This is a genomic window from Lacinutrix salivirga (genome assembly GCF_053604675.1).
This window is the reverse complement of record NZ_JBSHNP010000141.1, coordinates 278,580-304,516: the sequence shown is the minus strand read 5'-3', so window position 1 is coordinate 304,516 and position 25,937 is coordinate 278,580. Positions and strand designations below refer to the sequence as shown.

Below are 25,937 nucleotides of genomic sequence, written 5' to 3'. Positions count from 1 at the left end.
TAAGAATTGTCTTTTGTCTTTTGCGCGATAAACATATCTTTGCGAGATAATAAAAATAACACATAATTATGGCTAATAGTTTAGTTGAAGAATTACGATGGAGAGGAATGGTACACGATATCATGCCAGGAACAGAAGACCAACTTAATAAAGAGATGACAACCGCTTATATAGGTTTTGATCCAACCTCAGACTCTTTGCATATTGGAAGCTTAGTGCCTATAATTTTATTGGTGCATTTAGAAAAAGCAGGACATAAGCCTATTGCATTAGTTGGTGGAGCCACAGGAATGATTGGTGATCCTTCAGGTAAAAGTGATGAGCGTAATTTGTTAGATGAGGCCACGCTTGCGCACAATGTAGCAGGAATAAAAAGTGTATTATCTCGTTTTTTAAACTTTAATTCTAAAGCAGCAAACACTCCAGTTTTAGTTAATAATTACGATTGGATGAAGGATTTTAGCTTTATCGATTTTGCAAGAGATGTTGGTAAACGCATTACAGTAAATTATATGATGGCCAAAGACTCTGTAAAAAAACGCTTTTCTGGAGAAGAAGGAAGTGTTGGAATGTCGTTTACGGAATTCACATATCAATTAATTCAAGGATATGATTTTCATTATTTGTACAAAACTATGGGTTGTAAACTACAAATGGGAGGAAGCGATCAATGGGGAAATATCACTACAGGAACAGAATTAGTAAGAAGAATGCATGATGGTGACGACCAAGCAAAGGCTTATGCCATGACATGTCCTCTTATTACAAAAGCCGATGGCTCTAAATTTGGCAAATCTGAAGGAGGAAATGTGTGGTTAGATGCCGATAAAACGTCTGTGTATAAATTTTACCAGTTTTGGTTAAATTCTACAGATGAAGATGCCGAAAAGTATATTAAGATTTTTACTTTTTTAGATAAAAATACTATTGATGCTTTAATTGAAGAACATAAACAAACACCTCATTTACGTATTTTACAGAAGCGTTTAGCCGAAGAAGTAACCACTTTTGTGCACTCTAAGGAAGAATTAGAAAATGCCGAAAAAGCATCTGGAATATTGTTTAGCAAGAATTTTAATGAAGATATTAGAACGCTAGACGAAAAATTATTTTTAGATGTGTTTGAAGGCGTACCACAGGCTGAAGTTGAAAGCAACAAAATTGAAGCTGGTTTAGATATGATTGCTGCGCTGGCTGCCGAAACTAATTTTTTAGCCAGCAATGGCGAAGCACGTAGAGCTTTAAAAGAAAATTCGGTTTCTGTTAATAAAGAAAAAGTAACCGAAGCTTACCAAATAACAACTAAAGATTTAATACACAATAAATACGTTATTATTAATAGAGGAAAGAAAAGTACTTTTATTATAAAAGCGGTTTAAGATTATATATTTATAACACTTAGATGTTTGCTTCAGCTTAGTCTAATTTATTGTTTGGTCGAGCGCAGTCGAGACCTTAAAGTTTATTTATAAGCTTTTAAAACACAATAAAAGTAACAGCATATAAAAAAGAAAAGCCTGATTATATAAAATAACCAGGCTTTTAAAAATTAGTTAACCAACCAAAAACTAATTTTCCTTTTTCAAGCATATAATTAGTCGCTATTAATCTATATACCTTACACTTTATTTTTTATTTTATTTTTTAGAAACTTGTAACCAGTTTTTATCTGCTTTTTCTCTTAGTAGTTCTGGCTTTTCAGCATTCCATTTTTTAAGCGTATTAATTCCCCAACTATTATAAAATAAGTAGAGCTTATTATTTCTAATTTCAAACGTTTCTGGATCTATACTTACTTTTTTACCTTTATCTGCTATAGCATAAGCACAATAGCCACCATATTGTGGTACGTATTGTTTAGGGTTTGCTTTAAAAGTTTTTAAATGAGCTTCTGTTGCAAATTTATAATTAACGCCATCGTGTGATGCTGTAAATTTTTTATCACCTTCAATAGCTTCATTATTAAAATAAGCGACCACATCATAACCTTCTGCAACAAAGCCTTTTTTAGTATTGTAATCGGTTTGTGCTTGAGTGCTCATAATTCCGAATAAAAAAATAATGAATAGTAAATGTTTCATTAACTTTAAGTCGGTAAAAATTATAAAACCTTTCAAATTTTATAACACCATAAGATTACAACCTCTAATATCGCTAGTGTCAAATCTTCCAATAATTTCAAAAGAGTGGTCTGAGAGTGTTTTTCCTAAATCTTGAGTCGCAATAAACGAGCAAGAATTAATATTGGCAAGATCAATAACGTTAACTCCTCCTGTTTTTCCTGTAGGATTTATGGTTAGCGCATCTTCCGTGTCTCGCGTTAAAATACGCATCCAATTAGGAGACTCAAAAACGCCATTGCCTTTGGAGTAGGCTTGGCTTAATAACTCTGTCATGCCATATTCGCTATGGATAGCTGAGGTTCCAAAGCCAATTTTTAAAATGGCATGCAGCTCTTCTCTAACCAGTTCTTTTCGTCTGCCTTTCATGCCACCAGTTTCCATAACTATTGTGTTTTTTAAATGGAATGTTTCATGTTCAACTAAATCTAATAATGCAAAAGACACACCTATTAATAGTACTTTTTTATTGTGTCTGTCTAGCGTTTTTAATGTTGTGCTTAATTCAGAAAGATTATCGAGATAAAACCCACTTTTTTTATGTTTGGAGTGCTGTATTAAATCATTTACCATGTAAATTAACGACGAGCCATCGCGCTCTAAATACGAAGGTAAAAGTGCAAGCACAACATAATCCTCTATTGCGCCATAAAAGTGGTTAAAAGCTTTACGAAAACTTTTTTCGTATAATTCTAAATCAGTTACAAAGTGTTTACTTGTAATGCTTCCTGTGGTTCCAGAGCTAGAAAAAGTTTTTTCAATAGTGGTTTTAGAGGCTAATACTTGGTGTGATTTAAAAAATTGAATGGGTAAAAACGGGATGTCTTCAATTTTGCCAATAGCACTAGGATGCTTGTATAATAAATCGCAAAACGAACGATATACAGCATTATTTTCAAACTGAAACTTAAAAATTTGAAACGTCAAATCTTCGAAGTCTTGTTTGGTTTTAATGTTAAATATGGATTTAGTGTCTATCATTACTAATTCTTCAGTTCCATTGATTTTTTGTTTATAAAACAAAACAGTGAACCGAAAACAAAAATAGATAAAATAAAAAAAGCGTTACACAAGGTAACGCTTTTTTAAACTGTTAAAATTGGTAATTATTTAATTACTAATTTTTTAGTGATTGTATTGTTTCCTTGCGCTAATCTTACAACATAAATACCAGCCTTTAGACTAGAGACGTTTAAACGCTCTGTACTTAAAGTAGTATTAATTACTTGTTTTCCTAAAACATCGAAAACAGCAACTTGTGTAGGTTGGTTGTTAGAGGTTTTAATATTTACAAATCCGTTTGTTGCAGGATTAGGGTAAATAGAAAATTCAGCTACATTGTTTTGATCTACTGTTAATGTAGGATCAATTACCTGAAAATTATCTACATAAATAACTGTTGAACCATCAAACGGAGTTATATCGTAAAAACGTAAACCAACTTCAATAGTTTCGTCTGCAGTAGCAATATAAGTTGTAGTTACTGTTTGCCAAGCATCTACAGTGCCTGGAGAAGAGTAATTTTCAAAACCATCAACGTAAAGTCTAGCTCTAGCATCGTTATCTCCACCAACTTGATAAATATCTACAGAAACTGTATAAGTTATACCGCTTACAACAGTTACATTTTGTCTAAAATCTGTACTACTTTGGCTAGCAGTATTTACAGTAACTTTTAAAGATTTTGAACCTTCATTAACGATTGTAGTTTCTTCTTCAGTTGTTATTCCAGAATCAATTGTTGTCCAATCATCAGGAGTTGTACCAGTAAAATTTTCAAAACCACCATTAGTAGTAATGTTTTGCGCAGCTACAGATAAAGTAACTAAAGCAAATAATAAAAAGTAAATTTTTTTCATAGTTATAATTTTTTAAGATTTAGATTACAAATATATGTATAAAAAAAAAGCTAGTAAATTTTACTAGCCTTTTTAACTTTAACATAATGTTAAATTTACTTAACAATAAGTTTTTTAGTTGTTGTATTGTTGTTTTGAGATAATCTAATTAAGTATATGCCAGCGTTTAAGCCAGAAACATTTAAGGTTTCGTTTGTTAATTCATTTGCTAAAACTTGCTTACCTAATACATCAAAAACAGCTACAGATATTGCTTCATTATTGGCACTTTTAATAGTAACAAATCCATTATTTGTTGGGTTTGGATACATATTAAATGTAGCAGTATTAAACTCGTTTACTGAAAGTGTTGCGCCTTCAACATCTGCAACATATCTTGGTAATACTTGGTAAGTACCATTAAATTCTGCACCAAGTCCAATTACTGAAGATGTTCCAGTAGGAATATTAGCATCTATTAAATCTTCATCAGCAAAAGTAACTCTTGCAATAGTAACATCTGCTCCATCTGCAATGTTGTAGTTCGTGTTATTAGCAAAAACACCAGTATCTTCAAACGTTACATTTGTAATTTTTATTAACTCACTTTCGTAATCTTCACTAGCAGCTAAGAACTGCGAAACTGAAACTTCTTCTGGAGTAATTGTATTTCCTGTAGAAGAGGCAGTCGCTACATTTTCTGAAGGTACAAATTGTAACACACCAGAAAACGCACTTAATTCTCCTTTTAAACCAGTAATACCATCACCAATATTAAATGCAGTACTTAAGTTTCCAGCAGTATCATCTATTAATATACCTCCTGTTGCGTCTTGAATATATTTTTGATTTCTACTATTATCTGTAACAATGTAAGAAATTAATGCTTCGCCAGTTAACTCATAGAAATTTCCAATAGTTCCTGCTCTTAAATCACCAATTGTAGCCACCTGTGCAATTGAAGACACCGTAAAATTAACCGTTGTTGTAGCAGCATTTGCTAATGGTTGACCAGCGTTATCCACTAACTCAACAGTTACCATGTGAGCACCTTCTGCTAAACCAGTTAAACTAATAGGTGTAACATCAAATTTATCTATTGTTGCTCCTCCATCTATAGAGTACTCAATGTATCCATCTCCAGCAGAAGCTGCGGCAACAGTAAAGTTTTGAACACTAAGTTCTACATCAACATCTGTTGTTGGTATTGTAGAACCTTCAGCAGGAGAAGTAATTGCAATACTTGGATCTACAGCAGCAACAACTTGTAAATTGTCTATGTAAAATAAAGAAGATTGCGTTCCAGCAGTCCAGTTTGCAGCAATATCGTAAAAACGAATTCCTAAATCAAAATCCTCATTAGCAGCAGGTGTGTATTCTATAGAAATTGTTTGCCATGTGTTTAAAATCGTTTCATCAGAATATTGAGAAGGCGAAAAACCATCTCCATTAAAAATACGAGCTCTAGCCTCGTTATTTGTAGCATAAACATCCAAACTCATTGTGTAAGTTACACCTCCAGTTAAAGCAATTGTTTGTCTAATATCTGTGCTTCCTTGGCTTTGAGTTAGTACATTAACACTTGCAGAGCTTGTTCCATCTGTAACAAAAGCTGCATTGGTGTTTTCTGTTAAATCCATGTCATTAAAATCGATAGTTGTAAACGAGTCTGGAACACCAGCAGTCCAGTTTTCAAAGCTTCCGTTTACAGCTAAGTTTTGTCCGTAAGTTACAGAAGCGATTAATGTAAAAAGTAAAAAGTAAATTTTTTTCATAATAAAGTGTTGTAAAATTAGGATGCAAATATACGAAGAAATCTTAGTTTATTCTAAAATTTTAACTTACAATAACAGTTTTTACAATTTGATAACATTAAATTTAGTGTGCTGGTTTTCAATGTGCTATTGCTCTATTTATAAGAGGGAAACAAACGCTTTATGTTAAGTTATAGTTATTATTTTTAAATAAAAAATAGATTGTTATTTATGTTTTATCTTTACCACATAGTATGCAATGAGTATGAATAAAAAAGACATTAAAATACTTTTAGTAGATGATGAGCCAGATATTCTAGAAATAGTTAGGTATAATTTATCTGCTGAAGGCTATCAGGTTATTACTGCAGAAAACGGAACCCAAGCCATTAAAAAAGCCAAAAAGCAAAAACCACACCTTATTATTTTAGATGTAATGATGCCAGAAATGGATGGTATTGAAGCTTGTGAACATATTAGGAAATTACCAGATTTAAAACATACTATTATTACCTTTTTAACTGCACGTGGAGAGGACTACTCGCAAGTGGCTGGTTTTGAGGCAGGAGCAGACGATTATATTACTAAACCCATAAAGCCTAAAGTTTTAGTAAGTAAAGTAAAAGCGTTGCTTAGACGATTAAAAAACGAAGAACAAACAGATGCTATTACTAAAATAGGACATTTAACTATTAATAGAGAAGAGTATAAGATTATTTTAAAAGAAGAAGAAATTATCTTGCCTCGTAAAGAGTTCGAATTATTATCCTTGTTAACTTCTAAACCAGGAAAAGTTTTTAAACGCGAAGATATTTTAGAAAAAGTTTGGGGAAACGAAGTGGTTGTTGGAGGACGAACCATCGATGTTCACATAAGAAAACTTAGAGAAAAAATTGGAGACCACTCTTTTAAAACCGTAAAAGGTGTTGGGTATAAGTTTGTAGAATAGCTATTTTTAAATGAATACAAAATTTAAAAAAACATATAAATTTGCGTTTAAGACCTCTCTATACGTTACCTTATCTTTAATAATTCTTACAAGTTTATTTTTTTACGTATTTAAAATAACACTATGGCACTATCTTTTTCCTTATGCCATTTTTATTTTTAGTATTTGTTTTTTTATTATACAATATAGAGTAGAACGATTTATCTATAGACGTGTTAAAAAAATATACGACGACTTAACCCTTTTAGAATCTTCTGTACTTACCAATCGTGCTATAACTACTGATATGGCTACTCTAACAGAAGAAATTGATAAATATGCAAAGGATAAAAAAGTAGAAATTGAAGCTCTAAAAATTAGAGAAGCATATAGGAAAGAATTTTTAGGTAATGTATCGCATGAGTTAAAAACACCATTATTTACCATACAAGGCTATATATCTACACTTTTAGATGGTGCAATTAACGATAAAACGGTTAGAGATAAATATTTAAAACAAGCTGAAAAAGGTGTAGAACGATTAACTTATATTATTAAAGATTTAGACATGATTACCAAATTAGAAGTTGGCGATTTAAGTCTAAATACAGAAACGTTTGATATTGTTAAGTTAATAGAAAATGTTTTTGAGCTTTTAGAAATAAAAGCAGCAAAAAAGAAAATTACTTTAACGTTCGATAAAGAGTATGATTCTAAAATATTTGTAGAAGCAGATAAAGATCGAATTCAGCAAGTGCTTAGTAATTTAATTGTCAACTCTTTAAAATACGGAAGACAAAAAGGGACCACAGAGATAAGTATAGAAAATTTAATAAAAAATAAAGTTATAATACGTGTTACAGATAATGGCGAAGGAATAGCTAAAGAAAACATACCACGACTTTTTGAGCGTTTTTATAGAGTAGATAAAAGTGGCTCGCGCAGAGAAGGTGGTTCTGGTTTAGGATTGTCTATAGTTAAACATATTATAGAAGCGCATAACGAAAAAATATATGTAGAAAGTGAACTAGGTGTTGGTAGCGAATTTTCATTCACTTTGGAAAAGAGCAAATAACTCTTTAAAATCTATTTTTTCTTCATTTAGATTTAAACCTGCGTAATTTTTAAGCCTATCTAGTTGTTTTAAATCAAAATTGTTTTGTTTACAAAAAGGTACCTTGTTTAACTTCTCCAATCGCTTTGCTAGATACATCTGTTCGTGTTGGCCAGGAGTTGGTATAAAAAAAGCCTTCTTTTTTAATTTTTCTAAATCCATGATTGTAGTGTAGCCAGACCGAGAAATTATAATTTTACTCCCTTGGATTGCTTTCTCCAAGTCTTTAGTTAACATGTAATTGTAAATAGTAAAAACACCTTTTTTTTCTATAGTTTGTTGGCCATCAATAATGCCTTTAACAACTAATACCGAACCCTTAAAATTACTCAGTTCTTTAAATATCTTTTGCTCTAAAAGTGTACGTTGAGGTTCTGGACCAGAAAGCAAAACCATAAGATCGTAAACAGGAACAATAGATTTATATTTAAACCTACTTAAAGGACCAATAAATTTTAAAACTAAGTGTTTAGTATCGGTTTTACTTAGTCGTCCAGTTAAATTAGTTTCAGTGGTACTGTAATCTGGTATCCAACACGCGTTAAATTTCTTAATATATTTTTTATGTAAATTTTTAGTTAGCCAAGTTGTGTTTCCGCTTAAAATATTAACTTGGTGTGTGATGTAAACTGAAGGAACTTTATTAGAATGCACGCCAAATCGGTTGTCAGAGATAATTCCTTTTATATTATAGTCTAAAATTAGTGTATCCGTTTTTAACCGTTCTGCTTTAATAGTTTGTAAAAAACGAGGTGCATTTAGTAAAAATTTCCACTTTAAAAACCGAGCTTGTTTTATGTATTTTATATTATAAGAAGGTAACTGCAAACAAATTAAATCTGGGAACTCTTTAGATAGCAAGCGTAATGCCTCATTATCACTAGCTAGTATTGGCTCAAAACCTTCATTAATAAGCGCTTTTATAATAGGAATGCAGCGTGTAGCATGACCCAATCCCCAATTTAAAGGTGCAACAAGGATTCTTTTTTTCATTTATAATAGAATCATTTCTATGTTTAAAACAAAGGTAACAATAATACTACTCCCATTTATTTTACTAATTTTGCTCAAATTTTAAGAGTGTGGGAAGTAAAAATAAACTGAAGAGATTTAACGAAAACGAAACCTTTAAAAACGTATTTCAGCCAAAACGAGACGATTTGGTTAAAAGCAACTATGAGTTTAAAGGCGAATGGAACAATAAAGTTTTTAAAAACAATAACCCTCTAGTATTAGAATTAGGTTGTGGTAAAGGCGAATACAGTGTAGAGCTTGCTAAAAAATACCCAAATAAAAACTTTATAGGTATCGATATTAAAGGCGCACGCTTTTGGAGAGGAGCAAAAACAGCAATCGAAGAAAATATCCCAAACGTGGCTTTTATTAGAACGCAAATTGAGCTTGTAGAATATGCTTTTGCAGAAAATGAAGTGGACGAAATCTGGATTACCTTCCCAGACCCACAAATAAAATATAAGCGCACAAAACATAGAATGACAAATTCTGCTTTTTTAAAACGCTACAAAACCATACTAAAACCAGAAGGTATTGTAAACTTAAAAACCGATAGCGAATTTATGCATGGCTATACACTTGGCTTGTTACATGGCAAAGGACACGAAGTGCTGTATGCCAATCATAATGTCTATAAACAAGAAGGAGCTCCAGAAGAAGTAACCAGTATTCAAACACATTACGAAAGCATCTATTTAGAGCAAAACAAACCAATTACGTATATTAGATTCAAAATTAACTAATTTTGAATATTACTATAACCTTTTTATTAGGACTAATTATTGCGCTTATAGGTGTAATTCCACCAGGACTGCTCAATCTAAGCGCTGCAAAAATTAGTTTAAAAGAAGGGCATTCGCGTGGATTAGTATTCTCGTTCGGAGTTTGTGTCGTGGTAGTTATCCAAACATTAATTGCAGCTAATTTTGCCAAATACTTAAGTAATCATCCACAAATTGTAGAAATATTACGTCGCGTTGCATTAGTGATATTTGTGCTAATTACAGTCTATTTTTTATTTATATCTAAAAGCGAAGACAAACCAAAATTAGATTTAGAGGTAAAAAGTAAAAGCAGTCGTTTTTTTCAAGGTATGCTGCTTTCTGCATTAAATGTGTTTCCAATTCCTTACCAAGCCTATATGGTGTTAACTATTGCAGGTTTTGGTTGGTTGGTTTTCGAAGCAACCTATATTACCTCTTATGTTGCAGGAGCAGCAACAGGAACATTTGTCATGCTCTATATTTATGTGTTTTTTTTCGAAAAAATAAAAAGCAAAAAACTCAAGTCCCAAAAAGCGATGAATTACATAATAGGAGCAGTTACAGGAATAATTTCAATAATTACACTTATTAATATTATTAAGGATATGTAATGAAGCCAGAAACACTTAATTTTTTCGAAAAAGTTTATAAGGTAGCAAAGCAAATTCCCTTTGGGAGAGTAACAAGTTATGGCGCAATTGGTAACTATTTAGGTCAACCCAGAAGCGCTAGGATGGTAGGTTACGCTATGAATGGCTCACACAATAAAGATGTGCCAGCACACAGAGTAGTTAACAGAAAAGGCTTGTTAACAGGAAAACACCATTTTGAAGGTACCAACCTTATGCAACAGCTTTTAGAAAATGAAGGCATTGAGGTTTTAGATAACCAAATACAGAATTTAGAACAAGTGTATTGGGATCCTTCAAAAGAATTATAGTTTTTTAAATTCCCTATTATTTCCTAATATTTTAAAAATTTACAAAAAACTAGTTTTTTAAAGCCATAAATTTCAACAATAATGGTATAGAAAATCTTCAAATAGCACGCTTTATACTTCAAGCTTTATGTATTATCTTTGCACTTTAGAATAAATCTAAATTATAAAGATGAAATTAAACAAACAGGACATACTTAAAGCACTAGAAACCATTACAGTTCCTGGCGAAGGACAAAACATGGTAGAAAGTGGAGCAGTAACCAACGTAGTCACTTTTGGAGACGAAGTTATTGTAGATATCACTATAAAAAACCCAAGCCTTCAAGCAAAAAAGAAGACAGAAGTGGATATCCTTAAAACTATTCACGATAAAGTTTACCAAAAAGCTAAAATTACAATTAATATAAAAGTAGAAGCACCAGCCAAATCTGCACCAAACGTAATAAAAGGAAAAACAATTCCTGGAATTCAAAACATTGTTGCAGTAGCCTCTGGTAAAGGAGGTGTAGGGAAATCTACAGTAACAGCCAATCTTGCAGTAACATTAGCAAAAATGGGTTTTAAAGTAGGAATTTTGGATGCAGATATTTACGGACCATCTGTCCCAATAATGTTCGATGTTGTAAACGAGAAACCGCTAGCTGTAAATGTTGACGGAAAATCTAAAATGAAACCCGTTGAAAGTTACGGCGTAAAAATATTATCTATAGGGTTTTTTACAAGTCCAGATCAAGCAGTCGTTTGGAGAGGACCAATGGCAGCAAAAGCACTAAACCAAATGATTTTTGATGCAGATTGGGGAACTTTAGACTTTTTACTAATCGATTTACCTCCAGGAACAGGAGACATCCACTTAAGCATCATGCAATCGTTACCCATTACAGGAGCAGTAATTGTTAGTACGCCTCAAAATGTAGCCTTAGCAGACGCTAAAAAGGGAGTAGCAATGTTTCAACAAGACAGTATTAACGTACCTGTTTTAGGAATTATAGAAAACATGGCCTATTTTACACCAGAAGAACTGCCAGAAAACAAATATTATATCTTCGGAAGAGAAGGTGCTAAAAACCTTGCCGAAGATTTAAAAGTCCCATTTTTAGGCGAAATACCTCTTGTGCAAAGCATTAGAGAAGCAGGAGATGTAGGAAGACCAGCAGCTATGCAAACCGCAACAGTGTTAGAGCAATCTTTCGAAAAAATAACACAAAACGTAGTTGAACAAGTTGTAAAACGAAACGACAATTTGCCTCCAACCGAAGCAATTAAAATAACTACAATGGCTGGATGTTCAGCAGTTAAAAAATAATAATAAATGACTACAGAAGAGATAAGAGTAAATGTAGAAAAAGCACTAGAAGAAATCCGTCCGTTTTTACAAAGCGATGGAGGCGATATCTCATTACTTTCAATAGAAGACGATAAGTTGGTAAGAGTACAGTTGCAAGGCGCTTGTGTAGGCTGTAGTGTGAATCAAATGACACTAAAATCTGGCGTAGAAATGACAATTAAAAAATACGCGCCTCAAATAGAACAAGTTATAAATATTGAAGCTTAATATGGCGTGACCACAAGGGTCAGGCTTTCACTACTCGCTTTCTGCGAGGAGCTCAAACAAGCCGTTCAATCCTTCACGCAAACTGATAAATATCATAAAAAATAAAAGTTTATTATTAGAACTTTGTAAAACACAAATTACAACCTGCAAGGTTTTAAACACCTTGTAGGTTTTAAAATAAAAAAATGAAGGTAGCAATTATCAGATTCCTGCCTTCGCAGGAATAAAATGATTAAAACAGATATACTTATTATTGGTGCTGGACCAACAGGTTTATTTGCCGTTTTTGAAGCTGGCCTACTCAAATTAAAATGCCACTTAATAGACGCCTTACCACAAATAGGTGGTCAATGCTCCGAATTGTACCCAAAAAAACCCATTTATGATATACCAGCATATCCAGAAATTCTTGCAGGCGATTTAACCAACAAGTTAATGGAGCAATGCAAACAATTTGAACCAGGTTTTACTCTAGGCGAGCGTGCAGAAACCATAGATAAACAAGACGATGGTACATTTATTGTAACCACAAATAAAGGCACCAAACACCAAGCTCCTGTAATAGCAATTGCAAGTGGATTAGGTAGTTTTGAGCCTCGTAAACCTTTAATACATAATATTACAGACTTTGAGGACAAAGGTGTGGAATATATGATTAAAGAACCAGAAATGTACAGAGATAAAAAGGTTGTAATTGCTGGTGGAGGAGACTCAGCTTTAGATTGGAGCATCTTTTTAAGTGATATTGCAAGCGAAGTTACTTTAATTCATAGACGAAACGAATTTAGAGGTCATTTAGACTCTGTAGACAAAGTACAAGAATTAAAAAATAAAGGTAAAATAAACTTAGTGACTCCTGCCGAAGTTATTGGTATTTTAGGAGCAGATAAAGTAAAAGGCGTAGTTGTTAAACAAGCAGAGCATATTGAAAAAGAATTTGAAATAGAATGCGACCATTTTATCCCATTATTTGGCTTATCTCCAAAGCTTGGACCAATAGCAAATTGGGGCTTAGAAATAGAAAAAAACGCTATTAAAGTTAATAACGCTTTAGATTACCAAACAAATATTCCAGGAATTTTTGCAATAGGAGACGGAAACACCTATCCAGGAAAATTAAAATTAATTCTTTGTGGTTTTCACGAAGCAACATTAATGTGCCAAGCAGCCTATCAAATTATAAATCCAGGAAAAAGATATGTGCTTAAATACACAACAGTTAGTGGTGTAGATGGTTTTGATGGTACTAGAAAAGAAGCGCCAAAGGCAGTTGTAAAAAAAATAGAATAAACTAACTTTATCCTGCAAGGTTTTTAAAACCTTTAAGTAATAAAGGATATTGTAAAAATAAAAATAGTAAAATTTGAGACCTACAAGGTTTTTAAAACCTTGCAGGTCAAAAACAATTAAAACTCTGTGACCTTCTTTGTAAGTTCAGACAGTTTTAGTGTAAATTAAAATAGATTTCTGCTTTCACTAAAAGTTAACATGGAACAAGACATAAACATTAAAATAACAGATAGAGATGGTGTAACACATAAGGTGCTTGCTCCAACAGATATGGCAATGAACCTCATGGAAGTCGTGCGCTCTTACGAGCTTGCTCCAGAAGGCACCATTGGTATTTGTGGAGGTATGGCAATGTGTGCGTCTTGCCAATGCTATGTATTAAGTGAAACGGAACTTCCAGAAATGCAAGACGACGAAGAAGCAATGCTTAGCGAAGCTTATTACGTAAAAGATAATTCGCGTTTAGGTTGCCAAATACAAATGACTCCAGAAATGGAAGGTTTAGAGGTAGAGTTGGCTCCAGAATCTTAACCAAATTCCTGCAAAGGCAGGAATCTCTTATTAAACAAGTAACAACCCTTGACTGTAAATACAAAGTTAGCATCAAACTATATAAACAATTTGGTTGAATATATATAATTGCGAATCGTGTCTGAACTGATGAGATTCCTGCCTTCGCAGGAATATTACTCCGTTTTATAATCAATCAATTTTTGAGGACCTTCTAATAAAATTCTAACAATTTTTAAAACACCCTCATCTGTAGTTGCTATTTGCCATTTAATTAAAGAGATTGCTCCATTTTCAATTTCAATACCAGTAATACTTCTTGGATGCACACAACTACCATCGTTAAAAAAGGCAATGTCTCCAGGTTCTGGGAAACGAGGTCTGTGCGTATGACCAACAATTGTAATTAAATTATTGTTTTCGCTTATCCATTTTTTTGTTCGTTTTTCAACTTTTATAAGCTCTTTGTAGTTTTTTGCAGGACTAGTAGGATCTGCAATTCCCATTACGTTAAGCGGTTTCCAAAGTGCTCTAACACCAAAACGACTCCATTTCCAAAAGGTATAATTCCACCAATCTGCTTGGTGACCATGCGTTAAAAAAAGCTCTTGTTTGGTGTCTGTGTGTTTTAATATTATTCCTTCGTGATATTCAATGCCTTTAAATAATACTTCATCTTTCCCTGTTTTAGGATCGAAATAAGTAGAGAGATTCTTTTTTACATATTCAGGATTGCGATAAACCATATCGTGGTTTCCCCAAATCATGTGTAATCTACATTGCTCATGAAAAAGTTTCATTAGCATATATACATTTTTATGAGCTTCCAAAATTGGTGTAAACGAAATGTTTTCCCAAAGCTCATCTCCATCTCCAATTTCAGCATAACTAAAGCCTTCAGCATAATAATGCTTTAAGGCATGAAAGTAGATGTTTCGATTATTTGCAAAATCATCGGCAAAACTATTATCACCTCTATGGCAATCACTAAATAAAATAAATTTAGAATTATCATCAAAATCTATAATTTTAGCGTTTTTATAGGCTCTGTCTAATTTCTTTTTTGCTGAAAACATAGAAGTAAAAATAGCATAAAAAAAATACGCATCAAATAGATGCGTATTTTATATTAAAACTCTTTCAATATAAATGTTGTATAGTTAAAAGTAATTTTTTATAACATTTTAATTAAAGTAAGATAATTAAATATCGGTTAGCGACTATTTAAAGGCATTTAAGCCAGTAACATCTAAACCAGTAATTAGTAAATGGATATCGTGTGTGCCTTCGTAAGTCACTACGCTTTCAAGATTCATCATATGTCTCATAATAGAATATTCTCCACTAATTCCCATTCCACCTAACATTTGTCTAGCATCGCGAGCAATAGTTAAGGCCATATCTACATTATTGCGTTTTGCCATAGATATTTGAGCAGAAGTAGCAGTGCCATTCTCACGCATTACACCAAGTCTCCAAGCTAATAATTGAGCTTTAGTGATTTCGGTAATCATTTCAGCCAATTTCTTTTGTTGTAGTTGGAACTGTCCAATTGGCTTGCCAAATTGAATTCGTTCTTTACTATAACGCAAAGCAGTGTCATAACAATCCATTGCTGCTCCAATTGCGCCCCAAGCTATACCAAATCTAGCAGAATCCAAACACCCTAAAGGTGCTCCAAGCCCAGATTTGTTAGGTAGCAAATTTTCTTTTGGCACTTTTACGTTATCAAAAATAAGTTCACCAGTAGCACTTGCTCTAAGTGACCATTTGTTGTGAGTTTCTGGAGTAGTAAACCCTTCCATGCCACGCTCAACAACTAAACCATGTATGCGTCCTTCTTCATTTTTAGCCCATACAACAGCAACGTTACAAAAAGGAGAATTAGAAATCCACATTTTTGCTCCATTTAAAAGATAATGGTCTCCCATATCTTTAAAATTAGTTACCATTCCGCCAGGATTACTACCATGGTCAGGCTCTGTTAACCCAAAGCTACCAATCCATTCTCCACTCGCTAATTTTGGTAAATATTTTTTACGTTGTGCTTCGTTTCCGTATTTCCAGATTGGATACATAACTAATGAGGATTGTACCGAAGCAGTACTACGTACACCAGAATCACCACGTTCAATCTCTTGCATAATTAAACCATAAGAAATTTGGTCTAAGCCAGCACCTCCATATTCCTCAGGAATATAAGGACCAAAAGCACCAATCTCTGCCAATCCACTAATAATAGATTTCGGGAATTCTGCTTTTTGTGCAGCCTCTTCGATGATAGGCGAGACGTCTCGCTTAACCCATTCTCTGGCAGCATCGCGTACTAATTTATGTTCTTCTGTTAATAATTCGTCAAGATTATAATAATCTGGAGCTTCGAATAAATCTGGTTTCATCCTAATTTTAGTATTAAAGGCTTCAAATTTTGAAGAAATATCAAAAATCAGAAGCGTTATTTTAAAAGTTTAACAAAAATAACTAAAAGCTTGGCATTGCCCAATATAAATATCACATTTTAAGATAAAAATCTTTTGTTAAATTTATATACTCATCTGTGTAGTTGTGTCTTGCGTTTTCAATTATAAGTGTATTCGTTTTTATTTCGCTTTCGCTGAAAGACATTGTAATTAAAGAACGTTTTATTTCAGAACTTAAATTCCCCTTTACACGAGTAATTTTATTAGCCTTTAAGTTTACAGCAGAAGCTAATGTGATAAATTTAGCTTCTTCATTAAACGGAATAATAGTTGCAAAAACACCATCTTCTATTAGTAATTTAGATACACTATCTAGCAAATGCTCAAATGGCATAGCATCTTGAAAACGCGCTAAATCTCGCTGTTTACTTTCAGTTTTATAATCCTCTGCATAAAACGGAGGATTACAAATAATAAGGTCGTATTTGTCCTCAATTTCTTCAGTAAATTCAGCTAAATCTGCATGATAGCAAAATAAGCGATCACTCCAAGGAGAGTTTTCAAAATTCTCTACACATTGCTCGTAAGCCTGTTCATCTATTTCTAAAGCATCAATAACTTCTGCGTTGCTACGCTGTGCTAACATTAAAGACAAAATGCCTGTACCAGCTCCAATATCTAAAATAGCAAAAGGCTGTTGCCCTATTGGAGACCAGGCACCAAGTATAACACCATCTGTACCAATTTTCATAGCACATTGGTCTTGATTTACAGTAAATTGTTTGAATTTAAAAGGTTTATTCATAGCTATTTGTTTTGCCAATCAGAGCGCAGCGAAGAATCTTGATTTAAAAGATTTTTTAGTTATCCGAAGATAATTGGAACCCCTTGCGAATGACTAGCATTATTCCTCTAAATACAAATCAATTAAACCATCAGGACAATCAACAAAAATAGTTTTATTCTCTTTATCAACTTTATAAATAAATTCATCGTTCATAGGGATTAAAATTTCAACACCATTTCTATCAATTTCAAAAAGCGATTGCGCTGTAGTATCATTAACGCTTTTAATAGTGCCAACAAAGCCAAAAGTTTTATCTTCTACTTTAAAACCTATAATCTCATGAAAGTAAAACTTATCCTCCTCCAGCTCTGGTAAAAACTCTAAAGGTAAATAGACTTCGCTTTTTAGTAATGCATCTGCATCAGCTTCTGTATCAACATCTTCAAATCGCACTCTAAGTAATTCCGATTTATGCAGTTGAGAACTTTCAATAAAAAAAGGAATGAGATGACCACGTAAATCAATAAATACAGACTCTAAATTTTCGTATAAATCAGGTTCATCTGTATCTAATTTTATAAGTAATTCACCTTTAAAACTGTATTTTTTTACAATTTTACCTAGAAAAAAACAATCGTCTTTAGTCATCGAAAAATTTTATTTTTCGTTCCCTTAAAAATAGGGAATCTTTTTAATTAGTGATTAAGATCCCATTTTTAATGGGATTTGTTCAATTATGCAATTTGCTTTAAAAAACTATTTCATAAAAAAACTCCGATAAATTTTATCGGAGTTTAAAAGTATAAAAAAATAATTTTCTATTCTTCTTCGTTTGAAGCTTTTGCTTCTTCAGCCGGAGCTTCTTCTGCAATTTCTTCTTCAACAACTGGAGCGTTTGCTGCAATTCTAGCTTCATTTGCTGCTTTTTCAGCTTCAAATGCTTTAGCTTTAGCTTCCGCTTCCGCTTTAGATAAACCGTCTTTTTTAGCATTTACTTTCCCAGCTTTTTCTTCTAACCAAGCAGCGAATTTCTTCTCAGCTTGCTCTTCAGTTAAAGCGCCTTTTTTAACACCACCAGCAAGGTGATTTTTTAATAAAGCACCTTTGTAAGATAATAATGCTTTGGCAGTATCAGTAGGTTGTGCACCATTCTGTAGCCATTGTACTGCTCCATCAACATCTAATTCGATTGTTGCAGGATTAGTATTTGGATTGTAAGCACCTAATTTCTCTAGGTATTTACCATCTCTTTTCGCGCGAGCATCTGCTGCTACGATCCAGTAATAAGGTTTCCCTTTTTTACCATGTCTTTGTAATCTTATTTTTACAGGCATAAAAATTAATTTGTGAGGTTCTCGACCTCGATTATTAATAATTCTGCAAAGATACAATTTTTATTTAAATATTAAGTTTTTGTTCCTTTTCTGTTCTATTTATTTTTTTATGCTATTTTTGAAGTCAAATTGTAATTAATCATGAGAAAAATATTTGCTTTAGTTTTAACAACACTATTGGTTTGGAGTTGTGGTGATGATTTAAAATTCAATACACCTGCTTTAGCTGGCGAAAAGGATGGAGTAGATTGGAATGCAGTGAGTTTTAACGCGCAAATTCAATCTAATGGAACCTTAAGGATTACAGGAAGCGATAATTTTGAAAGAATAAATTTAATATTACCATCACTTACACCTGGAGTTTACACACAAGATAATGCGAATACAGAAGCTAATTTTTCCGACTTCCAAGATGTTTTTTATTCTACAAACAACAATCCAGATGAAGACTTACAAATATATCCTGCAGATTTAGAAATTGAATTAACCGAATATAACTTAAGTAGTAATACTGTTTCTGGGAAATTTCATTTTAATGCATTTACTCCAGCAGGTTTGTTAGGCGTTAATTTTAGTAAAGGTTATTTTCATAGAATTCCCGTAGGAGGATCAATTGCAATACCAGGAGAACCAACAGATCCTGATTTATCTTGCCAAAATGCACAAGCAATTGTGGCAGTAACGCTTATAAATTTTAACGCTGTAGATGTTACTGCTCCAACGTATCCAACAGTATGCAATGCTTATAGAATAGCTTTAGAAGGACAAATTGAGGAATGTGGAGACGAAGATGGAAGCTTACAAGATATTATTGATAGCTTAGGTGATTGTACAAATTAACCTTTAAATACATTATCACATACTAAAACAGGCTAACTAGCCTGTTTTTTTTGTTAAAAACTATTAAATCTATCACAAACACTGTTAAATCACTTGACAACCACTCTTAATTATGTTATATTAAGGAAGGATGTCGAACAATACGCATCTTTAAAGAAGGTTATTGAAATTTAAAAATGTAAAAGATAATATGAAGTTCACAGAAAAAATTTCAAACAAGTTAAATGAGTTATTAGTAAAAAATTATGATGCTGAAAAAGGCTATTTAAACGCTATTGATAATGTAGAAAGCGATCGCCTAAAAATGTTTTTTAAAAGAAGAGCCTCAGAGAGAAGCGAATTTGCTAAAGAACTAAGAACCGAAATTCTGCGTTATGGAGAAATACCAGAAGATTCAGGTAGTTTTAAAGGTACAATGCATAGAAACTGGATGAGTTTAAAATCTTTATTCACTTCAAACGATGAAGAGGCTATTTTAGAAGAAGCCTTAAAAGGTGAGGAAGCGAGTTTAAAAGAGTATAACGACATTATAAATTCAGATATGGTATTTCCACCATCAATAGACTCATTATTAGCAAAACAGAAAAATGCAGTGCAATCTGCAATTAATACAGTGAAAGTGCACGAAGAATTAGTGTCATAATCACCAATTAAATACATTTTAAAAGCGCAGCCTTATTGGTTGCGTTTTTTGTTTACAATTGTTTATAACTTCACTTTAAAAAAGTGAAAATTCTATGTATTTTTATAAGCTCGTAATTTGTGATTTTACAAATACAGCTTCACTATTTAAAAGCAAAATATGTACTTAATTTTTGATACAGAAACTACAGGTTTACCAAAACGTTGGGATGCTCCAATTACTGATGTGGATAATTGGCCAAGATGCATTCAAATCGCGTGGCAATTGCACGATGAGATGGGGAACTGTATCGAACATCAAGATTATTTAGTACAGCCAGAAGGATTTAATATTCCTTACGATGCTGAGAAAATTCATGGGATTTCTACAGAGTTAGCACAAGAGCAAGGTATCCCATTGGCAGAGGTTTTAGTAAAGTTTAACCAAGCCTTAGAAAAAACAAAATTTGTTGTTGGACAAAATGTAAAGTTCGATCTCAATATTATGGGAGCAGAATTTGTAAGAGGTGATTTAGCTAACCAACTACAGGAACTACCTGTTTTAGATACCTGTACAGAACACACTGCAGCCCTTTGCCAAATTCCTGGTGGTCGATATGGTAAATTTAAATTACCAACCTTAACAGAGCTACACCAGTTTTTATTTAATAAACCATTTGCCGAAGCGCATAATGCAACTGCAGATGTTGAAGCCACCACACGTTGTTTTTTTGAATTAATACGTTTACGAGAATATACGGAAGAACAATTAGACGTTCAGCCAGATTATTTTGAGCGTTTTAATAAGGAGAATCCGCAAACCATTACGCTTATTGGTTTAAAGCATATTAACCTTAAAAAAGAAAGTGCTAAAATTAATGAGCGACTTCAAAAAGCACAAACAAGTGATCTTTCAGATGCTGAAATAAAAGAAAATATTTCGGAATTAGCAGAAGTTGAGTTTGTGCACTTGCATAACCACTCGCAATTTTCGGTCTTACAATCTACAATTAGTATTCCTAATTTGGTTGCAGCTGCAGCAGAGCATAATATGCCAGCAGTCGCACTAACCGACCATGCTAATATGATGGGAGCTTTTCATTTTGTAAAAGCTGTAAACAATCATAATAAAGCGATTAAAGCAAAAAATACTGAAGCTGCAGAGAAAGGCGAACCAGCAAACCTTAAAGAAATAAAACCTATTATTGGTTGCGAGTTCTTTGTTTGTGAAGATCATGCAGATAAAACCAGAAAAGACAATGGTTACCAAATTGTATTAATTGCCAAGAATAAAAATGGCTATCATAATTTAGCAAAACTATCGTCTCATGCTTTTGTAGATGGATTTTATTATTTGCCAAGAATTGATAAAAAATTAATACAGCAATATAAAGACGATTTAATTTGTTTAACAGGAAACTTATATGGCGAAGTACCAAGTAAAGTGTTGAATGTTGGCGAAAATCAAGCAGAAGAAGCCTTACTATGGTGGAAAGAAGCGTTTAAAGACGATTTGTATATTGAATTAATGCGACACAATCAGGAAGATGAAAACCGTGTAAATCCTGTATTAATCGAGTTTTCTAAAAAGCATGATGTAAAGCTGGTTGCTACTAATAACACGTATTATCGTAAACAAGAAGATGCCAATGCTCACGATATTTTATTGTGTGTAAAAGATGGCGAAAAGCAAGCCACACCAATTGGTCGAGGTCGTGGTTATCGTTATGGTTTACCAAACCAAGAATATTATTTTAAGTCTTCTGAAGAAATGAAATCTTTGTTTAAAGATGTGCCTGAAGCGATAAGTAATATTCAAGAAGTAGTCGATAAAGTTGAAGCATTTCAACTTGCAAGAGATGTCTTATTACCTGCTTTTGATATTCCTGAAGAGTTTAAAGATGAAGCCGATTTAGCAGATGGAGGAAAACGTGGAGAAAATAAATTTCTTAGACACTTAACTTACGAAGGCGCTAAAAAACGCTATGGCGAAGACCTTTCTCAAGAAATTACAGAGCGTCTGGATTTTGAGCTTAGTGTAATTGAAAACACTGGTTATCCTGGCTACTTTCTTATTGTAGAAGATTTTATTCGCGAAGCCAGAAATATGGATGTGTCTGTTGGGCCTGGTCGTGGATCTGCAGCTGGATCTGTTGTGGCCTACTGCTTAAAAATTACCAATATAGATCCTTTAAAATACAACCTACTTTTTGAGCGTTTTTTAAATCCCGATCGTGTAAGTATGCCAGATATTGATATCGATTTTGATGATGAAGGCCGAAGTCGAGTGATGGATTATGTAATTGATAAATACGGAAGCAATCAGGTTGCACAAATTATTACTTATGGTACAATGGCTGCAAAATCTTCGATTAGAGATACTGCTCGTGTACTAGATTTACCACTTTTTGATGCCGATAGAATAGCGAAATTAATCCCAACAATGTCCAAGTTAGGAAAGATTTTTGGTGCAGACGAGAAGAAGTTAAAAAGTATGTTTCGTGCTGAAGATTTAGAAAAAGTAAACGAACTGCTTAATATTTCGGATGGAGAAGATTTACAAGCCGAAACCGTAAATCTTGCAAGAACATTAGAAGGTTCTGTTCGTAATACAGGAATTCATGCCTGTGGAGTTATTATTACACCAGACGATATCACTAAGTTTGTTCCTGTTGCTACTGCAAAAGATTCCGATTTATATGTCACTCAATTTGATAACTCTGTGGTGGAAGATGCAGGATTATTAAAAATGGATTTTTTAGGATTAAAGACTTTAACTTTAATTAAGGATACAGTAAAAATTGTAAAAGCAAAACACGATGTTTTGTTGGATCCAGATAGCTTTCCATTAGACGATGAGAAAACCTACGAACTTTTTCAAAGAGGAGAAACCGTTGGTGTTTTCCAATATGAATCTCCTGGAATGCAAAAACACCTTAAAGACCTAAAACCAACAGTTTTTGAAGATTTAATTGCAATGAATGCGCTCTATAGACCAGGACCAATGGAATATATTCCAAGTTTTGTACGTAGAAAACATGGTGACGAAGATATTGAATACGATTTACCAGCAATGGAAGAGTATTTAAAAGAAACCTACGGAATTACAGTGTACCAGGAGCAAGTAATGTTACTCTCGCAAAAGTTAGCAGATTTTACCAAAGGTGAAGCAGATGTACTTAGAAAAGCTATGGGTAAAAAACAGATTGCGGTTTTAGATAAAATGAAACCAAAATTTATTGCACAAGCCGAAGCTAAAGGACACGATGCTAAAAAGCTCGAAAAAATTTGGAAAGATTGGGAAGCCTTTGCAAGTTATGCCTTTAATAAATCGCACTCCACTTGCTATGCTTGGATTGCTTATCAAACTGCGTATTTAAAAGCACATTATCCTGCAGAATATATGGCAGCTGTACTGTCTAATAACATGAATGACATCAAATCGGTTACATTTTTTATGGAAGAATGTAAACGAATGAAATTACCCGTTTTAGGACCAGACGTTAACGAGAGTTATTATAAATTCTCTGTAAACCAAGATAATGCAGTGCGTTTTGGAATGGGAGCAATTAAAGGTGTTGGTCATGGTGCAGTAATGACGATAGTTAATAACAGAAAAGAAGATGGTCCTTATAAATCGATTTTTGATATTGCTAAACGTATAGATTTACGAGCTGCAAATAAAAAGGCTTTTGAAAATTTAGCTTTAGCAGGAGGTTTTGATTGTTTTGAAGGTACACATCGCGCGCAATATTTCCATAAAGAAGGCGACGATATTACCTTTTTAGAAAAAGCGATTAAATATGGCGCAAAACACCAAGAAAATGAGAATTCTGCTCAAGTAAGTTTGTTTGGCGCAGCCAGTGATGTACAAATAGCAGAGCCAGAAGTTCCGCCTTGTGAAGAATGGGGAACTATGGAGAAATTAGCGCAAGAGCGCGAAGTGGTTGGAATTTATATTTCTGGTCATCCTTTGGATGATTTTAAAACCGAAATGAAAACGTTTTGCAATGGAAATTTAGCCTTATTTAATGATTTAGAAACCTATGTAAATAGAGAAATAACTTTTGGAGGTGTAGTCACAGATATACAACATAGAGTGAGTAAACAAGGCAAAGGTTGGGCTATGTTTACCATGGAAGATTATACAGATAGTTTTGAATTTAGGATTTTTGGAGAAGAGTACTTAAAATTTAGGCATTTTTTAATGCAAAACAACTTTGTGTATGTTAAAACCTTTATTCGCGAAGGTTGGGTAAATAGAGAAACAGGCAGAAAAAGTGATCCTCGTTTACAATTTAATAGTTTCCAATTACTGCATGATGTTTTAGATAATTATGCTAAAAAACTCTCTATACAATTAAATATTAAAGAGCTTGAAGAAGATAAAATACATAGTCTTAAAGAGTTATTTAATATGCATCCTGGTAATCAAGCCTTAAATTTTGTGATTTATGACAATAGAGACCAAATAAAATTAACAATGCCAAGTCGTAAACAAAAAGTAAAAGTCTCGCAAGAGTTGTTGGAAGAGTTGGATAACCAACAGGTGTTTTATAAGTTGAATTAATGAATTATTTCTCTGTTGTTGCTTCGCTTATCTTGAATTGAATGTCTTTTTTGTGATGTGCAGACATATTTTTTAGGAGCTTTGTAAGCTGATCTTTATCTATATCCTCTTTATAATAAAACTTCAATTCTTGATCAGAAGGATGTAATCTAATCCTAAACTTAGAGGGTTCAAAAATTATACGACAATGTGATGTGTAATTCGGTTCTTCATAATTAAGATTCTTTAGTTTTTCAAAATTTACATCAATTTGTATTTGCACTGTAGTATCTGTAAAACTTTCATTTAAGTTTTCCCAATTATCTATACTATAAGTGTGACCTAAACTCCCTGTATTTATTGAAAAAGATACGTTTTGGTATAAATTTTTAAATTTAAAATTTGAATGAATAAATCCCTTTATAAAGTCATATAGATTTTTTTCATAAACTTCCTTTAAAACCTCTTTGCTTTTTAGATCTTTATACTTGTCAGAAATATTATTTAATCTATCTTCAAGTAGTTTAATTTCCTTATCTATATCATCATCTTCTTCTATATTTTTTCCTTTTCCTCCTGCTATCATTATTTCTAACGAATGAATTAAATTTCTAGCTATGTAGTTTACGAAAGGTTCTATTTGACCAGCGTCAGCCAATTGTAGCACTTTAAAATAGTTCTCTTTATCGTCTGTTTTTATTACAACTGGAGGATAACCAAATTTCATTAAAATAAAGTTCATTAATAATCGCGCTGTTCTACCGTTCCCATCATCAAATGGATGTATTCTTATTAGTTCATAATGGAATTTAGATGCGATTAATATTGGATTAGTTTTTTCAGTTTTAATTATTTCTCTGTACCAATCTAGTAAGTCGGTCATCTTTGCAGGAGTTTCTTCAGGTTCAGCAAACCTAAAAATCTCTCCTGTTTTTGTTTTTACGTGATTTTGTGTTTTCTTGTATTCTCCAACGTTTACAAGCTTTTTTGTTGGTTTTCCATCTGGAGTTATAGCATCAACTTCATAAGGTTCTTTAAGAAGTAACTTATGAATTTCACATATAAAAGTTTGATTTAATGGCCTTTCTCCATCAACAACATCAATTATTAAATTAATTGCTTCATTGTGACCAGTCATTTCAATATGATCTCTTAAAGGTTTTGCTTGAGCGGTAATATTATGTAAAATAAGAGCTTTAGTTTCTCCATAGGTTAGTTTATTACCTTCAATTTTACTTGAATGATAATTCCAATCTAGACGGAATTTTTGCATTATTCTTTGCAAGTTCTCTTTTTTAAGAGGTCTCATTTCGTCAAGTTCTCCTTTAAGTAATATGGCTTTTTCTATATTTTCCATTATATCAAATATAATATTTATATAAATTAAATATAATTTTTTTTGTTTACTATTTATTATTCCGCGCAAAGGATTGCAGTGGCATCCTTTTTTTGCTGCCATAAATGGCAAAAAAAGATATAACGGAAAGCCTGGTTTATGCGCCATAAAAATTGCGATAGAGTAAAACAATACATAGATAAACATAACAAATTGTCAGTTT

At 32.8% G+C, this 25,937-nt stretch carries 24 protein-coding genes; 13 read left to right on the top strand and 11 right to left on the bottom strand.

All coding sequences use genetic code 11. The annotated features are described in order from the left end of the window. The first annotated feature begins 68 nt into the window (after positions 1-68). The gene (gene tyrS / locus ACVC5O_RS15230; RefSeq protein WP_452222329.1) at positions 69-1,379 is read left to right on the top strand and encodes a tyrosine--tRNA ligase; all 1,311 of its coding nucleotides are present in this window, start codon (positions 69-71) and stop codon (positions 1,377-1,379) included. 258 nt (positions 1,380-1,637) lie between these two features. Here the strand turns inward: tyrS and ACVC5O_RS15225 are convergent, their stop codons facing one another. The 4 genes from ACVC5O_RS15225 to ACVC5O_RS15210 all read right to left on the bottom strand — a co-directional run bounded on the left by ACVC5O_RS15225 (position 1,638) and on the right by ACVC5O_RS15210 (position 5,733). After that, positions 1,638-2,042, bottom strand: coding sequence for a YHS domain-containing (seleno)protein (locus ACVC5O_RS15225; protein ID WP_452222328.1), 405 nt, complete (start codon positions 2,040-2,042; stop codon positions 1,638-1,640). A gap of 78 nt (positions 2,043-2,120) precedes the next feature. Continuing rightward, the gene (locus tag ACVC5O_RS15220) at positions 2,121-3,101 is read right to left on the bottom strand and encodes a LuxE/PaaK family acyltransferase (RefSeq protein WP_452222327.1); all 981 of its coding nucleotides are present in this window, start codon (positions 3,099-3,101) and stop codon (positions 2,121-2,123) included. 125 nt (positions 3,102-3,226) lie between these two features. Then, on the bottom strand, positions 3,227-3,979 hold the full coding sequence (locus ACVC5O_RS15215; protein WP_452222326.1) for a T9SS type A sorting domain-containing protein: 753 nt from the start codon (positions 3,977-3,979) through the stop codon (positions 3,227-3,229). 95 nt (positions 3,980-4,074) lie between these two features. Then, positions 4,075-5,733 (bottom strand): T9SS type A sorting domain-containing protein, encoded by a 1,659-nt coding sequence (locus ACVC5O_RS15210; RefSeq protein WP_452222325.1) that lies wholly within the window; start codon positions 5,731-5,733, stop codon positions 4,075-4,077. A 244-nt stretch (positions 5,734-5,977) separates the two neighbouring features. Here ACVC5O_RS15210 and ACVC5O_RS15205 point away from each other — a divergent pair, with 244 nt between their 5' ends. Together ACVC5O_RS15205 and ACVC5O_RS15200 are read left to right on the top strand one after the other, a co-directional pair. Then, complete coding sequence (locus ACVC5O_RS15205) at positions 5,978-6,661, top strand: response regulator transcription factor (protein WP_452222324.1); 684 nt, start codon at positions 5,978-5,980, stop codon at positions 6,659-6,661. A gap of 10 nt (positions 6,662-6,671) precedes the next feature. Beyond that, positions 6,672-7,715 (top strand): sensor histidine kinase, encoded by a 1,044-nt coding sequence (locus ACVC5O_RS15200; RefSeq protein ID WP_452222323.1) that lies wholly within the window; start codon positions 6,672-6,674, stop codon positions 7,713-7,715. Here the strand turns inward: ACVC5O_RS15200 and ACVC5O_RS15195 are convergent. Continuing rightward, complete coding sequence (locus ACVC5O_RS15195; RefSeq protein ID WP_452222322.1) at positions 7,689-8,747, bottom strand: glycosyltransferase; 1,059 nt, start codon at positions 8,745-8,747, stop codon at positions 7,689-7,691. The genes ACVC5O_RS15200 and ACVC5O_RS15195 overlap by 27 nt on opposite strands. 89 nt (positions 8,748-8,836) lie before the next feature. Here ACVC5O_RS15195 and trmB point away from each other — a divergent pair, with 89 nt between their 5' ends. The 7 genes from trmB to ACVC5O_RS15160 all read left to right on the top strand — a co-directional run bounded on the left by trmB (position 8,837) and on the right by ACVC5O_RS15160 (position 13,848). Continuing rightward, positions 8,837-9,511, top strand: coding sequence for a tRNA (guanosine(46)-N7)-methyltransferase TrmB (gene trmB / locus ACVC5O_RS15190; protein WP_452222321.1), 675 nt, complete (start codon positions 8,837-8,839; stop codon positions 9,509-9,511). Positions 9,512-9,513: 2 nt separating this feature from the next. Next, on the top strand, positions 9,514-10,143 hold the full coding sequence (locus ACVC5O_RS15185) for a LysE family translocator (protein WP_452222320.1): 630 nt from the start codon (positions 9,514-9,516) through the stop codon (positions 10,141-10,143). Beyond that, the gene (locus tag ACVC5O_RS15180) at positions 10,143-10,472 is read left to right on the top strand and encodes an MGMT family protein (protein ID WP_452222319.1); all 330 of its coding nucleotides are present in this window, start codon (positions 10,143-10,145) and stop codon (positions 10,470-10,472) included. The genes ACVC5O_RS15185 and ACVC5O_RS15180 overlap by 1 nt, the downstream gene beginning before the upstream one ends. Positions 10,473-10,641: 169 nt before the next feature. Further along, on the top strand, positions 10,642-11,778 hold the full coding sequence (locus tag ACVC5O_RS15175) for an Mrp/NBP35 family ATP-binding protein (protein WP_452222318.1): 1,137 nt from the start codon (positions 10,642-10,644) through the stop codon (positions 11,776-11,778). A gap of 6 nt (positions 11,779-11,784) precedes the next feature. Then, on the top strand, positions 11,785-12,027 hold the full coding sequence (locus ACVC5O_RS15170) for a NifU family protein (RefSeq protein ID WP_452222317.1): 243 nt from the start codon (positions 11,785-11,787) through the stop codon (positions 12,025-12,027). A gap of 228 nt (positions 12,028-12,255) precedes the next feature. Then, entirely contained in the window at positions 12,256-13,317 is a 1,062-nt protein-coding gene (locus ACVC5O_RS15165) for an NAD(P)/FAD-dependent oxidoreductase (protein WP_452222316.1), read from the top strand. Positions 13,318-13,515: 198 nt separating this feature from the next. Next, positions 13,516-13,848, top strand: coding sequence for a 2Fe-2S iron-sulfur cluster-binding protein (locus ACVC5O_RS15160; RefSeq protein ID WP_452222315.1), 333 nt, complete (start codon positions 13,516-13,518; stop codon positions 13,846-13,848). 155 nt (positions 13,849-14,003) lie between these two features. On the opposite strand, the gene ACVC5O_RS15155 is transcribed toward ACVC5O_RS15160, so the two are convergent. The 5 genes from ACVC5O_RS15155 to ACVC5O_RS15135 all read right to left on the bottom strand — a co-directional run bounded on the left by ACVC5O_RS15155 (position 14,004) and on the right by ACVC5O_RS15135 (position 18,368). After that, on the bottom strand, positions 14,004-14,903 hold the full coding sequence (locus ACVC5O_RS15155; RefSeq protein WP_452222314.1) for a serine/threonine protein phosphatase: 900 nt from the start codon (positions 14,901-14,903) through the stop codon (positions 14,004-14,006). Positions 14,904-15,047: 144 nt separating this feature from the next. Then, positions 15,048-16,226, bottom strand: a complete 1,179-nt coding sequence (locus ACVC5O_RS15150; protein WP_452222313.1) for an acyl-CoA dehydrogenase family protein — start codon at positions 16,224-16,226, stop codon at positions 15,048-15,050. 112 nt (positions 16,227-16,338) lie between these two features. Further along, positions 16,339-17,052, bottom strand: a complete 714-nt coding sequence (locus ACVC5O_RS15145) for a tRNA1(Val) (adenine(37)-N6)-methyltransferase (RefSeq protein ID WP_452222312.1) — start codon at positions 17,050-17,052, stop codon at positions 16,339-16,341. Positions 17,053-17,151: 99 nt separating this feature from the next. After that, positions 17,152-17,682 (bottom strand): ribosome maturation factor RimM, encoded by a 531-nt coding sequence (rimM, locus tag ACVC5O_RS15140; RefSeq protein ID WP_452222311.1) that lies wholly within the window; start codon positions 17,680-17,682, stop codon positions 17,152-17,154. A gap of 170 nt (positions 17,683-17,852) precedes the next feature. Further along, on the bottom strand, positions 17,853-18,368 hold the full coding sequence (locus ACVC5O_RS15135; protein ID WP_452222310.1) for a 30S ribosomal protein S16: 516 nt from the start codon (positions 18,366-18,368) through the stop codon (positions 17,853-17,855). 141 nt (positions 18,369-18,509) lie between these two features. Here ACVC5O_RS15135 and ACVC5O_RS15130 point away from each other — a divergent pair, with 141 nt between their 5' ends. The 3 genes from ACVC5O_RS15130 to dnaE all read left to right on the top strand — a co-directional run bounded on the left by ACVC5O_RS15130 (position 18,510) and on the right by dnaE (position 24,399). Next, entirely contained in the window at positions 18,510-19,208 is a 699-nt protein-coding gene (locus ACVC5O_RS15130) for a DUF6252 family protein (RefSeq protein ID WP_452222309.1), read from the top strand. Between the two features lie 190 nt (positions 19,209-19,398). Continuing rightward, positions 19,399-19,851 (top strand): ferritin-like domain-containing protein, encoded by a 453-nt coding sequence (locus tag ACVC5O_RS15125; protein ID WP_452222308.1) that lies wholly within the window; start codon positions 19,399-19,401, stop codon positions 19,849-19,851. A gap of 159 nt (positions 19,852-20,010) precedes the next feature. Beyond that, positions 20,011-24,399, top strand: coding sequence for a DNA polymerase III subunit alpha (gene dnaE, locus ACVC5O_RS15120; protein ID WP_452222307.1), 4,389 nt, complete (start codon positions 20,011-20,013; stop codon positions 24,397-24,399). Positions 24,400-24,403: 4 nt separating this feature from the next. On the opposite strand, the gene ACVC5O_RS15115 is transcribed toward dnaE, so the two are convergent. Further along, positions 24,404-25,882, bottom strand: coding sequence for a Fic family protein (locus ACVC5O_RS15115; RefSeq protein ID WP_452222306.1), 1,479 nt, complete (start codon positions 25,880-25,882; stop codon positions 24,404-24,406). Positions 25,883-25,937 lie beyond the last annotated feature (55 nt).